General features: G+C 66.6%; 12 protein-coding genes and 4 pseudogenes. 10 read left to right on the forward strand and 6 right to left on the reverse strand.

The features are described 5' to 3' along the window. Positions 1-168 precede the first annotated feature (168 nt). From aceE to lpdA, 3 genes are read left to right on the forward strand one after another with little or no spacing between them, the layout of a single operon-like run. Complete coding sequence (gene aceE / locus IPG65_RS15530; protein ID WP_293191501.1) at positions 169-2,886, forward strand: pyruvate dehydrogenase (acetyl-transferring), homodimeric type; 2,718 nt, start codon at positions 169-171, stop codon at positions 2,884-2,886. 13 nt (positions 2,887-2,899) lie between these two features. Then, positions 2,900-4,537 (forward strand): dihydrolipoyllysine-residue acetyltransferase, encoded by a 1,638-nt coding sequence (gene aceF, locus IPG65_RS15535; protein ID WP_293191503.1) that lies wholly within the window; start codon positions 2,900-2,902, stop codon positions 4,535-4,537. 13 nt (positions 4,538-4,550) lie between these two features. Then, positions 4,551-6,377, forward strand: coding sequence for a dihydrolipoyl dehydrogenase (gene lpdA / locus IPG65_RS15540; RefSeq protein ID WP_293191505.1), 1,827 nt, complete (start codon positions 4,551-4,553; stop codon positions 6,375-6,377). A gap of 93 nt (positions 6,378-6,470) precedes the next feature. Here the strand turns inward: lpdA and IPG65_RS15545 are convergent, their stop codons facing one another. After that, positions 6,471-7,205, reverse strand: coding sequence for a Crp/Fnr family transcriptional regulator (locus tag IPG65_RS15545; RefSeq protein ID WP_293191507.1), 735 nt, complete (start codon positions 7,203-7,205; stop codon positions 6,471-6,473). 196 nt (positions 7,206-7,401) lie between these two features. Beyond that, a pseudogene (locus IPG65_RS15550) lies at positions 7,402-8,680 on the reverse strand (IS256 family transposase). A 23-nt stretch (positions 8,681-8,703) separates the two neighbouring features. Between IPG65_RS15550 and IPG65_RS15555 the strand changes: the two are divergent. Together IPG65_RS15555 and IPG65_RS15560 are read left to right on the forward strand one after the other, a co-directional pair. Continuing rightward, the gene (locus IPG65_RS15555; protein WP_293191509.1) at positions 8,704-9,834 is read left to right on the forward strand and encodes a DUF1254 domain-containing protein; all 1,131 of its coding nucleotides are present in this window, start codon (positions 8,704-8,706) and stop codon (positions 9,832-9,834) included. Between the two features lie 178 nt (positions 9,835-10,012). Next, on the forward strand, positions 10,013-11,392 hold the full coding sequence (locus IPG65_RS15560) for a Fic family protein (protein ID WP_293191511.1): 1,380 nt from the start codon (positions 10,013-10,015) through the stop codon (positions 11,390-11,392). A gap of 11 nt (positions 11,393-11,403) precedes the next feature. Here the strand turns inward: IPG65_RS15560 and IPG65_RS15565 are convergent, their stop codons facing one another. Further along, positions 11,404-12,114, reverse strand: a complete 711-nt coding sequence (locus tag IPG65_RS15565; protein WP_293191513.1) for a hypothetical protein — start codon at positions 12,112-12,114, stop codon at positions 11,404-11,406. A 197-nt stretch (positions 12,115-12,311) separates the two neighbouring features. Between IPG65_RS15565 and IPG65_RS15570 the strand changes: the two genes are divergently transcribed. From IPG65_RS15570 to IPG65_RS19420, 4 genes are all read left to right on the forward strand, one after another. Beyond that, positions 12,312-13,262: a class I SAM-dependent methyltransferase gene (locus IPG65_RS15570; protein WP_293191515.1), complete on the forward strand. Its 951-nt coding sequence runs from the start codon at positions 12,312-12,314 to the stop codon at positions 13,260-13,262. Positions 13,263-13,415: 153 nt separating this feature from the next. Continuing rightward, positions 13,416-13,667, forward strand: a complete 252-nt coding sequence (locus IPG65_RS15575; protein ID WP_293191517.1) for a plasmid stabilization protein — start codon at positions 13,416-13,418, stop codon at positions 13,665-13,667. Next, entirely contained in the window at positions 13,664-14,104 is a 441-nt protein-coding gene (locus IPG65_RS15580; protein WP_293191519.1) for a type II toxin-antitoxin system VapC family toxin, read from the forward strand. Before IPG65_RS15575 ends, IPG65_RS15580 begins: the two co-directional genes overlap by 4 nt. A gap of 60 nt (positions 14,105-14,164) precedes the next feature. Further along, a complete protein-coding gene (locus tag IPG65_RS19420) occupies positions 14,165-14,293 on the forward strand; it encodes a hypothetical protein (RefSeq protein WP_366819837.1) in 129 nt (42 codons plus the stop codon). Between the two features lie 78 nt (positions 14,294-14,371). On the opposite strand, the pseudogene IPG65_RS19425 reads toward IPG65_RS19420, so the two are convergent. Both IPG65_RS19425 and IPG65_RS19430 read right to left on the reverse strand, forming a co-directional pair. Next, positions 14,372-14,449, reverse strand: a pseudogene (locus tag IPG65_RS19425) (hypothetical protein); the annotation flags it as partial. A gap of 137 nt (positions 14,450-14,586) precedes the next feature. Further along, a pseudogene (locus tag IPG65_RS19430) lies at positions 14,587-15,141 on the reverse strand (DUF1887 family CARF protein); the annotation flags it as partial. Here IPG65_RS19430 and IPG65_RS15590 point away from each other — a divergent pair. Continuing rightward, positions 15,137-15,283: pseudogene (locus IPG65_RS15590) on the forward strand (hypothetical protein); the annotation flags it as partial. The pseudogenes IPG65_RS19430 and IPG65_RS15590 overlap by 5 nt on opposite strands. Positions 15,284-15,407: 124 nt before the next feature. Here IPG65_RS15590 and cas10 read toward each other — a convergent pair. Continuing rightward, on the reverse strand, positions 15,408-16,628 hold the full coding sequence (gene cas10 / locus IPG65_RS15595) for a type III-B CRISPR-associated protein Cas10/Cmr2 (protein ID WP_293191523.1): 1,221 nt from the start codon (positions 16,626-16,628) through the stop codon (positions 15,408-15,410). Between the last annotated feature and the right edge of the window lie 3 nt (positions 16,629-16,631).

Consider the following 16,631-nt stretch of genomic DNA (forward strand, 5'->3'; position numbering starts at 1 on the left):
GTAGGCGAGGCCCCTCGGCGAGGTACAGGAGAGCTGTCAGTTTGGTCGCTCTATATTTCATATTCAAAAAACTCAGATCACCATTTGAAAATAATACCCCGGTGTGCGAAGATCGGCCCCGGTTTTCGTACACAATGCCCTTCACTATCAACAAGAGGAGACGACCAGATGTCCGCAGTGCCCAACGCGCCGTCCAACGCGGCCGCAGACGCCGACACCCAGGAAACCCGCGAATGGATGGATGCGCTGTCCGCCGTGATCGACCAATCCGGCCCGGAGCGCGCCCACTTTCTGCTGGAGCAGTTGCTGGAGCATGCGCGCCAGCATTCCATCGACATGCCCTTTTCGGCCACCACGGGCTACGTCAACACCCTGGAGCCCGGCCAGGAAGAGCGCAGCCCCGGCAACATCGAGATCGAGGAGCGCCTGCGCTCCTACATGCGCTGGAACGCCATGGCGATGGTGGTCAAGGCCAACCGCTTGCACCCGGAGGACGGCGGTGACCTGGGCGGCCACATCGGCTCGTTCGCCTCGGTGGCGCAGATGTTCGGCGCCGGCTTCAACCATTTCTGGCACGCCGAGACCGAGAACCACGGCGGCGACTGCCTCTTCATCCAGGGCCACAGCGCGCCCGGCGTCTACGCCCGCGCCTTCCTGGAGGGCCGGCTGACCGAGGAGCAGTTGCTCAATTTCCGCCAGGAGGTGGATGGCAAGGGCATTTCGAGCTACCCGCACCCCAAGCTGATGCCCGAGTTCTGGCAGTTCCCCACCGTGTCGATGGGCCTGGGGCCGCTGATGGCGATCTACCAGGCGCGCTTCCTGAAGTACCTGCACGCGCGCGGCATCGCCGACACCGCCAACCGCAAGGTCTGGGTGTTCCTGGGCGACGGCGAGATGGACGAGCCCGAATCGCTGGGCGCCATCGGCCTGGCGGCGCGCGAGAAGCTCGACAACCTGATCTTCGTCATCAACTGCAACCTGCAGCGGCTGGATGGGCCGGTTAGGGGAAATGGCAAGATCATCCAGGAGCTGGAGGGCGAGTTCCGCGGCGCCGGCTGGAACGTCATCAAGTGCCTGTGGGGCAGCAACTGGGACCCGCTGCTGGCGCGCGACAAGGACGGCGCCCTGAAGAAGCTGATGATGGACACGCTGGACGGCGACTACCAGTCCTTCAAGGCCAATGACGGCGCCTACGTGCGCCAGCACTTCTTCGGCCGCGACCCGCGCACGCTGGAGATGGTGGCCAAGATGAGCGACGACGACATCTGGGGGCTGCGCCGAGGCGGGCACGATCCGGAGAAGGTGTACGCCGCCTTCCACGCGGCGGCCAACCACAAGGGTCAGCCCACCGTGTTGCTGATGAAGACCATCAAGGGCTTCGGCATGGGCAAGGCCGGGCAGGGCAAGATGGCCGTGCACCAGTTGAAGAAGCTCACCGACGAAGACATCCGCGAGTTCCGCGACCGCTTCAACATCCCCATTCCCGACAGCGAGCTGGCCAGGATCCCGTTCTACAGGCCGGCCGACGACACGCCGGAGATGAAGTACCTGCACGAGCGCCGCAAGGCCCTGGGCGGCTACCTGCCGCAGCGCCGCACCAAGGCCGACGAGAGCTTCACCGTGCCGTCGCTGGAGACCTTCAAGGCCGTGCTGGAGCCCACCGCCGAAGGGCGTGAGATCAGCACCACGCAAGCCTTCGTGCGCTTCCTGACGCAACTGCTGCGCGACCAGGCGCTGGGCCCGCGCGTGGTGCCCATCCTGGTGGACGAGGCGCGCACCTTCGGCATGGAGGGGCTGTTCCGGCAGATCGGCATCTACAACCCGCTGGGCCAGCTCTACACCCCGGTCGACAAGGACCAGGTGATGTACTACAAGGAAGACGCCAAGGGCCAGATCCTGCAGGAAGGCATCAACGAGGCCGGCGGCATGGCCAGCTGGATCGCCGCCGCCACCAGCTACAGCACCAGCAACCGCGTCATGGTGCCGTTCTACGTGTACTACTCGATGTTCGGCTTCCAGCGCGTGGGCGACCTGGCCTGGGCCGCGGGCGACCTGCAGGCGCGCGGCTTCCTGCTGGGCGGCACCTCGGGGCGCACCACGCTCAACGGCGAGGGCCTGCAGCACGAGGACGGCCACAGCCACATCCTGGCCGGCACCATTCCCAACTGCGTCACCTACGACCCCACCTTCGCGCACGAGGTGGGCGTGATCCTGCACCATGGCCTCAAGCGCATGGTGGAGAAGCAGGACAACGTCTTCTACTACCTGACCCTATTGAACGAGAACTACGCGATGCCCGGCCTCACCCCCGGCACCGAGGAGCAGATCATCAAGGGCATGTACCTGTGCAAGCCCGGCAGCGCGCCGAAGGGCAAGGGCGATGCGCTGCGCGTGCAACTGCTGGGCTCGGGCGTGATCCTGCGCGAGTCCCTCGCCGCGCAGGAACTGTTGGCCAAGGACTGGGGCGTGGCCGCCGACGTGTGGAGCTGCCCCAGCTTCAACGAACTGGCGCGTGAAGGCCAGGACGTGGACCGCTGGAACCTGCTGCATCCGACCGAGCCGCAGCGCGTGTCCTTCGTGTCGCAGCAATTGGCCGACCATCCGGGTCCGGTGGTCGCCTCGACCGACTACATGAAGGCCTACGCCGAGCAGATCCGTCCGTTCCTGCCGAAGGAGCGCACCTACCGCGTGCTGGGCACCGACGGCTTTGGCCGCAGCGATTTCCGCACCCGGCTGCGCGAGCACTTCGAGGTCAACCGGCACTACATCGTGGTGGCCGCGCTGCGCTCGCTGGCCGACGACGGCAAGCTGCCCCTGAGCCGCGTCGCCGATGCCATCCAGCAGTACGGCATCAAGACCGACAAGATCAACCCGCTGTACGCCTGAGGGAGACAAAGTCATGGCATTGGTCGAAGTGAAAGTCCCGGACATCGGCGACTTCAAGGATGTGGCGGTGATCGAGGTGCTGGTCAAGCCCGGCGACACCGTCAAGGCGGAGCAGTCGCTCATCACCGTCGAAAGCGACAAGGCGTCGATGGAGATCCCCTCCAGCCACGCCGGCGTGGTGAAGGAGCTGAAGGTCAGCCTGGGCGACACGGTGAACGAAGGCACCTTGGTGCTGATGCTGGAGGCGGCTGGCGGTTCCGAGCCAAAATCGGCTCCAGCTCCCGCCACGCCTGCGCCAGCAGCTACGCAAACCGTAGCGCCTCCGCCCCCCGCTGCCACCGCGGCCGCAGGCCCGCTCGACGTGCGCGTGCCCGACATCGGCGACTTCAAGGACGTGGCCGTCATCGAGCTGCTGGTCAAGCCCGGCGACACGGTGAAGCCCGAGCAGTCGCTGTTCACCGTCGAATCCGACAAGGCCTCGATGGAGATCCCGTCGCCCGCCGCCGGCGTGGTGAAGGAACTCAAGATCAAGATCGGCGACAAGGTCAACATCGGCGACCTCGTCGCGGTGCTCGAAGGCGCGGCGGGCAGCGCGCCCGCTGCCGCCGCACCGGCACCCGCAGCATCGTCGCCCGCACCGGCACCCGCCGCAGCAGCGGCAGCACCTGCCGCCGCCACGGCCTCGGTTCCCGCGCACCAGCCCGGCACCCCCGCGCCGGGCTTGCCACACGCATCGCCCTCGGTGCGCAAGTTCGCGCGCGAACTCGGCGTGCCGCTCGACGAAGTCAAGGGCACCGGCCCCAAGGGCCGCATCACGCAGGAAGACGTCGCCGCGTTCACCAAGCAGGTGATGGCTGGCAGCGTGCAGACCAAGGCGCAGGCCGCGAATGCACCCAAGGGTGGCGGCTCCGGCGTCGGCCTGGACCTGCTGCCCTGGCCCAAGGTGGACTTCGCCAAGTTCGGCCCCGTCGAACGCAAGGAGATGTCGCGCATCAAGAAGATCAGCGGCGCCAACCTGCTGCGCAACGCGATCGTGATTCCCGCCGTCACCAACCATGACGATGCGGACATCACCGACCTCGAAGCCTTCCGCGTCTCCACCAACAAAGAGAACGAGAAGAGCGGCGTCAAGGTCACCATGCTCGCCTTCCTCATCAAGGCCAGCGTGGCCGCGCTGAAGAAGTTCCCCGAGTTCAACAGCAGCATTGACGGCGACGCGCTGATCTACAAGCAGTACTACCACATCGGTTTTGCCGCTGACACGCCCAACGGCCTCGTCGTGCCCGTCATCAAGGACGCCGACAAGAAGGGCGTGCTGCAGATCAGCCAGGAAATGGGCGAACTCGCCAAAAAGGCGCGCGACGGTAAGCTGGGCCCGGCCGACATGAGCGGCGCCACTTTCACGATCTCGTCGCTGGGCGGCATTGGCGGGCGCTACTTCACGCCCATCATCAACGCGCCCGAGGTGGCCATCCTCGGCGTGTGCAAGAGCCAGATGGAGCCCGTGTGGGACGGCAAGCAGTTTGTGCCGCGTCTGATGCTGCCCCTGTCATTGACCTGGGACCACCGGGTGATCGACGGGGCCGCTGCCGCGCGCTTCAACGCCTACCTGGGCCAGATCCTGGGCGATTTCCGCCGTGTGCTGCTGTGAAAGGACGACTGACATGGCAGTGATCGACATCAAGGTGCCCGACATCGGCGACTTCGCCGAAGTGGGTGTGATCGAAGTGCTGGTGAAGCCCGGCGACACCATCAAGGCCGAGCAGAGCCTGATCACCGTGGAGTCCGACAAGGCCTCCATGGAAATCCCCTCCAGCCACGCCGGCGTGGTGAAGGAAGTGAAGGTCAAGCTCGGCGACAAGGTGGCCGAAGGCTCGGTGGTGCTGACGCTGGAGGCCGCAGGTGCGGCACCGGCGCCTGCGCCTTCTGAGCCAAAACAGGCTCCAGCGCCCGCCAGTCAAGCGCCGGCAGCTCCTGTTCCTGTAGCAAGCAGCTTCGGCGGCAGCGCCGACCTAGAGTGCGACGTGCTCGTTCTGGGCGGCGGCCCCGGCGGCTACTCGGCCGCCTTCCGCGCCGCCGACCTGGGCCTGAAGGTCGTCATCGTCGAGCGCTACGCCACGCTGGGCGGCGTGTGCCTGAACGTGGGCTGCATCCCCTCCAAGGCGCTGCTGCACGTAGCGGCCGTGATGGACGAAGTCAGCCACATGGCCAGCCTGGGCGTGAGCTTTGGCGAGCCCGAGGTCAACATCGACAAGCTGCGCGGCCACAAGGAAAAGGTCATCGGCAAGCTCACCGGCGGCCTGGCCGCCATGGCCAAGATGCGCAAGGTGACCACCGTGCGCGGCGTGGGCAGCTTCGTGGGCGCCAACCACCTGGAGGTGGAGGAAACCACGGGCGCCACCGGCCAGGAGAAGACGGGCACCAAGAAGGTCGTGGCCTTCAAGAACGCCATCATCGCCGCCGGCTCGCAGGCCGTGCGCCTGCCTTTCATGCCCGACGACCCGCGCGTGGTGGACTCCACCGGCGCCCTGGCGCTCAAGGAAGTCCCCAAACGCATGCTCATCCTGGGCGGCGGCATCATCGGCCTGGAAATGGGCACCGTCTATTCCACCCTGGGCGCGCGCCTGGACGTGGTCGAGATGCTCGACGGCCTGATGCAGGGCGCCGACCGCGATCTCGTCAAGGTCTGGCAGAAGATGAACGCCAAGCGTTTCGACAACATCATGTTGAAGACCAAGACGGTGGGCGCCGAGGCCACGCCCGAAGGCATCAAGGTCACGTTCGCCCCGGCGGAAGAGGGCGGCACCGCCCCCGAGCCGCAGGTCTATGACCTCGTGCTGCAGGCCGTGGGCCGCACACCCAACGGCAAGAAGATCGGCGCCGACAAGGCCGGCGTGGCCGTCACGGACCGCGGCTTCATCAACGTCGATATCCAGATGCGCACCAACGTGCCGCACATCTTCGCCATCGGCGACATCGTGGGCCAGCCCATGCTGGCGCACAAGGCAGTGCACGAGGCGCACGTGGCGGCGGAAGTCATCGCCGGCGAACTGCAGGGCAACAAGGAACTGGCCAGCGCCGCCTTCAACGCCCGCGTGATCCCCAGCGTGGCCTACACCGACCCGGAGGTCGCCTGGGTCGGCGTCACCGAAGACGAGGCCAAGGCCCAGGGCATCAAGGTCAAGAAGGGCCTGTTCCCCTGGACGGCCTCGGGCCGCGCCATCGCCAACGGCCGCGACGAGGGCTATACCAAGCTGCTGTTCGACGACTCGCCCGAGGCCCACGGCCACGGCAAGATCCTGGGCGGCGGCATGGTGGGCACCCACGCCGGCGACATGATCGGCGAGGTGGCCCTGGCCATCGAGATGGGGGCGGATGCGGTGGACATCGGCAAGACCATCCACCCGCACCCCACGCTGGGCGAGAGCATCGGCATGGCGGCCGAGATCGCGCACGGCAGTTGCACGGACGTGCCGCCGCAGAAGAAGTAGCGCGAAAAGCGCACTGCGCCGTCAACCGCAAAGGCAGCTTCGGCTGCCTTTGCTTATTCTTCTTGACTGCCGCCAGCGCCGGCTGCGCGCGCGTCAGTTTTCGCCTGCGATGCGCAGCAGTCCCGGCATGTCCAGCAAGGTGATCTGGCGATAGCCGTCGCTGTCGCCGAGGATGCCTTCATCCCGCAGCGCCGCCAGTTCCTTGCTGATGGTCTGCCTGGACACGCCGAGCATGTTCGACAGATCCGCCTGCGAGACGCGCAGTTCGGTGTGGCGCGGGGCGATCTCGGCGTGCCGCTCGCCATAGCTGTGCGCCAGGTTGAGCAGGATGACCGCGATGCGGCGGCGCAGGGGACCCAGCACCTGGCCTTCAAGACCTTCGATGTCGAGGAAGTGTCTTCGCAGCGTGAGCTGAGCGACGCCGCGCCACAGAATCGGTTCCGCATCCAATACCTGCCGCAGGGCGGCACAGGGGATGTGGATGATCTGTGAGTCCTCGCGGGCATGCCGGGTGAAGCGCGCCGGTATGTCGTCCAGCAGGAACACCAGCCCCGTGATCTGACCGGGGCCCAGCACCGCCAACGTGTACTTGTCTCCGCCGGGGTTCGTTGCCGAGATTTCGACCGAGCCCGACACGACCACGAGAGTTTCCCGGCGCTGGCTTTCGCGCGTCGCCAATGCCATGCCGCGTGGATGGCGCCGCATGCGTGCCTGGCCGGCCAGTTCCCGCAGGCGATCCGCCGGCCAGTCCAGAAACAGCGGGCATGTGCGCAGCCGGCGCGCGATTTCTTCCTGCCTGCTCCGCAGCCTTTGCTGAGGGTTTTCCATGGTGATGTTGTGGGAAATTGGTTGCCTGGTTTACAGATTGCGCCGCAGCTTCGACCTAGAGTCCAAGGCTTTCAGGGCCTGTCTGAATTTTTGTGTTCGAGGCGGTTGGTTGATCTGCTCTCGATTGATTTCTCTTCTGTCTTCAGGCCCCTGCCAGGCCGCCGGAGGCGCCCCGGTTGAGCCATGTATTCATGGTTCAACCTCCTTGCTTGCTGGCGCCATGGGTCGGCTGCGTGAAGCGATCTTCGTGGAGTATCGCGAACTGGTTCATCGCCTCCTTCCAATCCTTGGCTGCCCGTCCCCAGTCGGCCGTTATGTTGCGCAGCGCCAGCCAGATCAGCTTGGAGGCCGCATCGTCACTGGGGAAGTGTCCCCGTGTCTTGATGATCTTGCGCAGTCGCGCGTTGATGCTCTCGATGGCGTTGGTCGTGTAGATCACCCGGCGGATGGACGGTGGAAATGCAAAGAACGGAATCACCCGGTCCCACGCCCGACGCCAGGCCGCCACCACGGTGGGGAACTTGACGCCCCACGGGCCTTGAGCGAAGGCGTCGAGTTCGGCCTCGGCCGCCTCTGCGCTGGCGGCCGTGTAGATCGGCCTGATGGCCGCCGCCAGCAGCTTGCGATCCTTCCAACTGGCGTAGTCCAGGGAGTTGCGAATCAGGTGCACGATGCACGTCTGCAGCGTGGTGGCCGGAGTACACCGCCGCCAGCGCTTCGGGCATGCCCTTCAAGCCGTCGGTGACGGCAATGAGGATGTCATTGACGCCGCGGGTCTTCAAGTCGTTGAACACCTTCATCCAGAACTTGGCGCCTTCGGTGCCCTCGATCCCTAAGCCCAGGATGTCGCGGCTGCCATCGGGCAGCACGCCCAGGGCCAGGTAGATGGCCTTGTTGCGCACCACCGCGTCTTCCTTGATCTTCACGCGCAAGGCGTCGAAGAAGACCACCGGGTACATCGGCTCCAGCGGGCGCGCCTGCCAGGCGGTGACCTCGGCCATGACGGCGTCGGTGACCGAACTGATGAACTCGGGCGACACCTCCACGCCGTAGCTCTCCAGCAGGAAGCCCTGGATCTCGCGCATGGTCAGGCCGCGCGCGTACATGGCCACGATCTTGTCGTCGAAGCCGGTGAAGCGGCGTTCGTGCTTGGGGATGAGCACCGGCTCGAAGGAGCCGGCGCGGTCGCGCGGGACTTCGATGCGCAGCGGCCCATCGTCGGTCAGCACGGTCTTGGCGCTGCGGCCGTTGCGCTGGTTGGCAGTGCCGGCCTCGGGCTTGCTCGCGCCATTCGGGTAGCCCAAATGGTGCGACATCTCGGCACCCAGGGCGCGCTCGATCAACGCCTTCTTGAATGCCACCGTCGCCGCGTTCACGGCATCGCCGGTCATGGGCCCCGAGACGAACTGGTCAATCAGCTCCTTCGGGATCGACGGCAGCGCCGCCATCTTGGCGGCGATCGCCGCGTTCTTCATCTTCGTCTTGCTCGTCGGCATACATGTTCCTGGTCGTCATGCTATGCCTCGAACACAAAATTCAGGACAGGCTCGGCTTTCATGCTTATTTCAAGGAGACATCAAAAATGAAAGCTCGCTCTGTGGTTCTCACGGTCGCCGCGCTGAGCGTGGGCGCCTGCGCCATCGTATCCCCAGCCCACGCGCAGACCGCCACGCCACCCGCCATGCCCGTGAGCGTTGACAACTTCGCCCGCGCGGAGACCGACTACTACTTTGGCGAACGCGTGAAACCTGTCGGCATCGGAAAGCTCGGGCACCGCCGCGATCTCGCCTCGATCGACAATCAGGTCGTCGTCCGCATCAACCGGGACACGCTCTATTCCTCCGGGGTGTTCGACCTCGACGCCGCCCCCGTGACCATCACGCTGCCCGAGGCTGGCAAGCGCTACATGTCGATGCAGATCATCAGCCAGGACCACTACACCACGCACGTCTTCCACGGCACCGGCGCGCACACGCTGACCCGGCAGAACGTCGGCACGCGCTACGCCTACGTGCTCGTCCGGACCTTCGTGGATCCCAGCAGCGCGGACGACCTCAAACAGGTTCGCGCGCTCCAGGACGCCATCCAGGTCAGCCAGAAGGAGCCCGGCAAATTCGAGGTGCCGCAGTGGGATGCGGCCGGCCGCAAGAAGGTGCGCGATGCGCTGCTCGTGCTGCCCTCCACCGTGCCGGATGCGAAAAGGACGTTCGGCCCCAAGGCCGAGGTGGACCCGGTGCGGCACCTGATCGGGACCGCGTCTGGCTGGGCCGGGCTGCCCGAGAAGGAGACGATGTACGAGAGTTTCTACCCGGCCAACGCCGACGGAAAAACCGTGTACCGCCTGACCCTCAAGGACGTGCCGGTGGACGGCTTCTGGTCGGTCAGCGTCTATAACGTCCAGGGCTTTTTCGACAAGAACGCCGAGAACGCCTACACGCTGAACAACGCAACCGCCAAACGCGCCAGCGATGGCGCCATCACCATCCAGTTCGGTGGTTGCGACGGCGGCAAGGTCGCCAACTGCCTGCCGGTCGCGCCGGGCTGGAACTACACCGTGCGCCTGTACCAGCCGCGGGCGGAAATCGTCAGCGGCGCCTGGAAGTTTCCTGAAGCGCAGCCGGTGAACTGACCTGCAGCGTTGTTCTCCCCTCCAAGCCCGGACCGGCAACGGTCCGGGCTTTTTCAATGGCGCTTTTTATTCATTGCGCCATAATGGCGCAATGAATTCTTCAATAGCGCCACTTATGGCGCCCATGATTGCGCCAAAAGACGCTGATATTCTGCTGCGAGCGCTTCAAAGCCATGGAATGCAAGGTGCTGCCGTGGCGCAATTGTTGGCGCAATTGCCCGGCATTCCCCGCCGCACGGCGCAGCGCTGGCTGGCGCAGTGCGTGCAGGCCGGGCAGGCGCGGGCCGTGGGAGAAGGGCGGGGGCGGCGATACGTGGCCGTGGCGCCGCGGTGGCATGCGCCGCCGTTACCTGCCGCCGTACATCGGGTCAGCGAACCCAGCCCGCCGCCCCTGTGGAGCCTCGACGACCTGCCCAGCGGCCTGGCCCTCTCACCCGAGGGCCGCGAGATCTGGGCCTACGTGAGCCAGCCCGTCACCGCCCGCACGCCCGTGGGCTACCAGCGCGACTGGATCGACGGCTACGTGCCCGGCCGCAGCTTCTACCTGCCCGAACCCGTGCGCCGCCAGTTGCACGCCATGGGCCGCACGCCCGACGAGCAGGCGCCGGCGGGCACGTACAGCCGCGCGATCCTCGACCGGCTGCTGATCGACCTCTCCTGGGCGTCGAGCCACCTGGAGGGCAACACCTATTCGCGCCTGGACACGCGCGAGCTGATCCGCCATGGCACGGCGGCCGAGGGCAAGGGGCGTGTCGAGACGCAGATGATCCTGAACCACAAGGCCGCCATCGAACTGCTGGTGGATGCGTCAGCCCAGCCCGGCCCGCCCTTCAGCCCCTTCAGCCGTTATCTTCTGATGAACCTGCACGCCACCCTGGCCGAGAACCTGCTGCCCAACCCCGCCGACGAGGGCAGGGTGCGCCAACACGCGGTGGACATCGGCCAGAGCGTATTCCGTCCGCTCGATGCGCCACAGGTGCTCGATGAACTGGTCGATGTGCTGATCGAAAAGGCCAACGCCATCGCCGACCCGTTCGAGCAGGCCTTCTTCATGATGGTGCACGTGCCCTACCTGCAGCCCTTCGCCGACATCAACAAGCGCACCTCGCGCCTCGCGGCCAACCTGCCGCTGTTCCGCGCCAACCTCTGCCCGCTGACCTTCGTGGACGTGCCGCCCGAGGCCTATGCGCGCGCCATGCTCGGCGTGTATGAAATGGGCCGCGTGGAGCTGCTGCGCGACCTGTTGGTCTGGGCCTACGAGCGCAGCACGGCGGAGTACGTTGCCATCCGCCAGACCCTGGCCGAGCCCGACCCGCTGCGGCTGGCGTGGCGCCAGCTCATCAAGGACACGGTGCACGCCGTCGTCACCCAGCCCGGCGTGGATGCGGTGGGCCTGGTGGAGCAAGCCGTCGCCGCCCACGTGCCCGAGCCCGAGCGCGCGGCGGTGCGGGCCGTCATCCTCGACGAACTGCGCCGCCTGCACGAAGGCGTGCTGGCCCGCTACCGCCTGCGGCCCGGCCAGTGGAGAGACTGGATCGCGGCGCAGGGGCGCTATTGATAGCGGATGGTTCAGGACGCGCCGTTGTCCTGCGCGTCGCCGGCGAGGCCGTGCACTCCCGCGCCCATGGCCATCGCACCCCCACCACCGCCCGCGCCACCACCACCACCACCCGCGCGGCCTCCGCCGGCGCGGTCAGCATTGCCGCGCCTGTTCGCGGCGGCGCCGCCACCGGGCCGCAGCGGCCCCTGGTGGGGAACGGGCAGCGTGGCCGGGATGGGCTCCAGGTCCAGCGCGGCGCGGATGAACTGGCGCAGCGACACCACCAGCGCCGCCGTCTCGATGCTGCGGCCCGCCACCATGTCCTGCGCGGTCTGGGTGGCCAGCCGCACCTGCTCCTCGGTGCCGAGCAGGATCACGTCGGACAGCGCGGCCTCCACCGCGTCGCGGATGCGGCGCTGGCGCTCGGTGCTGGCGGACGAGGGCGGGCGGGCGTCGTCCGCCTCATCCGCATCGGCCGCGTCGCCGGCCGGCGGGTGCAGGTCGCGCATGTGGATCGGGCTGACCTGCAACTGCCCGGTGAACGAGCCGCCCAGCGTCTTGTAGGCGGCGATCAGCGTCTTCAGGCGCTCGTTGATCTGGCGGTTCTCCCGCTCGCGGCGGCGCTGCATGGTCTGCATGAAGACCAGCCGGATGCCCACCATGACCAGCGACGCCAGCAGCAGCCCCAGCACGGTGGAGAGCAAGGCGGGCCAGGAGCTGAAGTCCAGCATGTTGCGCATGGCAGGCTCGGGCGGGCGGGCCGCCGCGGGAGTGATCGACGGGCCATGATAGACGGCCGTGCATGCCCGCGCAGCCCGCCCGGATGGCAAGATCGCCGTCCCGGGCGTGCTGCGTCGCTGTCACGGATACTACTTAATTGATAGCTGCCTGCGCTTGATACACGCTGGCCAGCGCCCGAAAACACTTGAAAAATCCCTTGCAAGCCTTGCTCGACGCCATCGCCGCGATGCCGCTGCCCACGGACGCCTGCCGCATCTTCCATGGCCGGGGCGGCCTGCACCCGGGCTGCGAGGTGTGGACGCTGGACGCCTACCCGCCCGTCTTCGTCCTGACCAGCTTCGCGCCCGCCAGCGACGCGCAACTGGCCGCCGTCGGCGCCGCGCTTCAGGCGCGCTGGGCCGACCTGGCGCCAGGTCGGCCGCTCGACTGGATGTTCCAGCAGCGCGGCGAGGCCCAGCGCCTGCAGGGCCGCAGCGACACCCGCCTGATGGCCGGCAGCGTGCCCGACCCGCACCTCGTCACCGAGGCCGGCGCGCGCTTTCGCGTGCATGTGCTGCGCGGCCAGAATCACGGCCTGTTCCTGGACATGGCCGAAGGCCGCCGCTGGGTGCGCGAATTCGCGGCGGCTTATCTGGCGCGCGAAGGGCGCGGTGCCCGCGTGCTCAACCTGTTCGCCTACACCTGCGCCTTCTCGGTCGCCGCGCTGCAGGGCGGGGCGGCTCGGGTGGTCAACGTGGACATGGCCCGCGGCGCCCTCGCGCTGGGCCAGCAGAACCACCACCTCAACGGCCTGGCCACCGGCGCCGTCTTTCTGGCGCACGACATCTTTTCATCCTGGGGCAAGATCACGCGCGGCGGCCCCTACGACCTGGTCATCGCCGACCCGCCCAGCTACCAGAAAGGCAGCTTCGTCGCCACCAAGGACTACGCCCGCATCCTGCGCCGCCTGCCCGCCTTGCTGGCGTCCGGTGGCCACGCGCTGCTGTGCCTGAATGCGCCGGAGCTGGGCCTGGACTTCCTGCGGCAGCAGGTGAGCGAGCAGGCGCCGGAACTGGCGTTCGTGCGGCGTGTGGCGAACCCGGCGGTGTTCGCGGATGTGGATGAGCAGAGGGGGTTGAAGGTGGCGGTGTATCGGCAAGGGGCGTAGCGGCCAGCCGTGACGGGTGTCCCGGCGGGCTCGCTGCAGGCCCCTTTCACAGGCAACGGCCAGGGTCCGCGCAACCAGGCTCTGCCGCGGCGCCATTGACAGCAGTGATGGCAATGACGACAATGAAGTCATTCCAGGCTCGGAGCTGCAATCATGGCGGTACTGACCATTCGCAATGTGGATGAAGAGATCAAGACGTCCTTGCGCGTGCGTGCCGCGCGGCGGGGCGTGTCGATGGAGGAGGAGGCGCGGCGCATCTTGCGCGACGTGCTGGCCCCCGCGGACGCGCAGGCGCCGTTGGGCCAGCGTTTGCTGAACCGCTTCAGCGGCCTGGCCCGCGAGGACTTCACGCCGCCTGGGCGGCAGGCGCCGCGCCCGCCGCCCGCATGGGATGACGGCCCATGATCTTGCTCGACACCAACGTGCTGTCGGAATTCATGCGCCCCCAGCCCGCGCCCCAAGTGGTCGCCTGGCTGGATGGGCAGGCAGCGCATGCGCTGCACGTGAGCGCGGTGAGCCGCGCTGAAATCGAGCTGGGCCTGGCCCTGATGCCCGCAGGCAAGCGCCAGTCGGCGCTGGCGTCGGCGGCCAACGGGATGTTCGAGGAAGACTTTGCCGGCCGCTGCCTGCCTTTCGACGAGGTGGCCGCCACGCACTACGCCCGCATCGTTGCCGCCCGCACCCGCATCGGCAGGCCCATCAGCGTGGAAGACGCGCAGATCGCCGCCATTGCATTGGCGCGCGGCATGCGCGTGGCCACCCGCAACACGGCGGATTTCGACTTCATCGAGAGGTTGCGGTTGATCGACCCGTGGACAGTTCAACCTGACTTCGGCAATTGATCTCTTGTCCTTGCCTCGAAACCCGAATGGAAGGGCTCCGACGAGGCCGACAACCACGTTCTGGAACTGGCGGTGGCTGCATCCGCCCAAGCCATCGTGACGCACAACACCCGTGATTTCCGCCGTGCCGAGCTGCGTTTTCCGAATCTGGCCGTGCGAACCCCGGCCGAACTCCTGATGGAGGATTGACAGGTCTGTGGTGACGCTTTCTTCGTAGGCGGCGTAGTAGCGTTGGCGCCCGGCCTTGCCCAGCAGGCAGCCGGTGCTGGACTGGCTGAAGTGGTCTTTGGTGAGGGTTTGCTGGCGCACGAGTTGCAGGCACAGGCCGTCGGCCAGGGGGCGCACGGTTTCGAGCAGATCGCAGGCCAGCGATTCGCGGCCGAAACTGGGCTGGTGCCGTAACCACCGATGCGGCGGCAGTTTTCCGCCAACTTGAACAGGGTGTCATTGGCTTTGGGCGGCGCGGCCCGGTCGCTGTTGCCCTGGGGCTTGTCGATGCGGGCCGTCTTGCACTCGATGACGAACAGGCGATTGCGTGCCATGAAGGCGATGTCGAGTTCGTTGCGGGTCTGGGTGGCTTGGTCTTGCACTTCCAACCCCATGGCTTTGTCGCGGATGTTCAGCGAGCCGGTCACCTCATGCACGGCCTGGATGACGTGCAACTCGAGCCAGCCGCCTTTGACGAAGTCGCGCATGGCTTCGCTGGCAAATTGGATGCGGTCGCCCTTCAAGGTCAGCGCCTGAGCGCGTTCGAAGTCGCGCAGCAAGACATCCAGGCTGCGGCTGTCGAGCTGTCTGGCGTCGAGTTGCACGCTGAGGTTTCGGTGCTCTTCGGCGTTTTGCGCCAGCCAGTTGAGGTCAGCGAGCGCATCTTTCAGGCTGTCCACCTGTTGCGTCAGGTTTTGCGTAAGGGTTTGCTGCGCAGCCGTGGCCTGGGGGCGAGCGGGCTTTTGAGTCAATTCAAAGCCATAGCTGCGCAAGTAGTGGCGCAGCTTGAGTTGTTGCGCGAGGGGCTGCGCGGGGGGTGCATCCTTGATCTACCGCGTGGTGGACGGCCAGGTCGTCATCTACCTGATTGCCGACGGGCGCCGAGACATGCAGGCCCTGCTGGCGCGCCGCTTACTCGGCGCTTCATCGGTAGCCACCCAGGTGCAGCAGGTAGACGTTCAGGGTTGGTGATCGTGCACCGACAACGGCGGCGTGCTGGCGTGACTTAACAGGCGGAAGGTGGCTTGATCGGCTGATTTGAGCAGTGCTTCCCGCTCAGCGCTGGGCAGGAAGGCATGGACGAACGATTGCCGTATCAACGCCAGGGCTTCCCATTGGCTGAGCCCCTGTTCGCACATGCGTGCGGCAGCAAGGTACTCGTCAGCCAGCGTGGTGCGAGAGATACCAGGGTTGCCTCGTCCAGCAGGCGGGCCAGCACCTCTTGCCCGAGCTGTTGCAGCCATTCGCGTACTTGTTTTTGCACTTCCTGAGCCAGCGTTTGGGCCTGGCTGGCCGGCACGACGGCCACGAAGCGGTTGGGCAGGGCGGCCGAAAACAAGGGGTTGCTGTCGGTGTTGCCGTTTTGCCAGTCGCACTCGTCGAACAGTTCGGCCGGCAGTCCGCAGGCGTCCTTGAGCCACAAATCCACTTGCGGCACGCCGCGCAGGCGCGGGAACAGGATGGCGTCAGGCCCCAACTGCTCGCACACCACGCGCATGGCTTCCCACGACAGGCGTGCCAGCAGGTGCGAACCGGCCCAGAGATCGTCCATCTTGCGGGCGGCGGCAATGAAGGACTGGACGGGCCCGATGGCCAACGTGAGCAGCGCGACCTCGCCCTGGGGATCGCCAGCAAAGGCGCCCGCAAAGGCGCTGGTCAGGTCCAGGTGATCCCAGATCGAATGGTCGGGGATGCGCGTGTCAGCGGGCAGCATCTTCCACAACGCGCCCAGTCGGCCGTTGTCATCGGTTTCGCGCAGCTCGGGGGCGAAGCGCCAGAGGGTGAGCAACTGTTTTTTCCAGTCTTGCGCGCCCGGGGCCTGGCGCTCAAGGGCGACCAGCAAGTGGGAGATGTGATCGAAGCTGCGCGACTTGATGTCGTGGAAGTCGGTGTCCGCCAGACCGCCGTGTGCGCCCAAGTCGAACTGTGCGCCGGTGAGCGGGTGGATCAGCACGGGCTTTCCCGCCCAGTGCACCTGCGCCCAAGAGGCGACCTTGAACGTTCGCTCGCCCACGGTGAGTTCTTCCATCGGCCACTGCGGTCGATCGGCCGCCGCCGCCCACCAGTCGGCGCGCTGCACGTCGCGGTACATGGCACGAGGAATGCCTTTCTTGAACACGGTGCGGGCCAGCGCTTCGTCGTTGTCGGCGTCCACGTCGCCTGACGCGATGTCTGTATAGCCCAGCAGCCGGGTGAGCGCGCGGCTGGTGCCTTTTTCATGACCTTCAGGGTCGCGCAGCAGTACCAGGGCCTTTTCAGCGGGGTCGTGCAGGCGCGCGGCGACTTTGGTTTGCCAGAGGGTGTTGTCGATGGTCATGGG

This window comes from Ottowia sp. (assembly GCF_016703145.1).
GTDB lineage: Bacteria > Pseudomonadota > Gammaproteobacteria > Burkholderiales > Burkholderiaceae_C > Ottowia.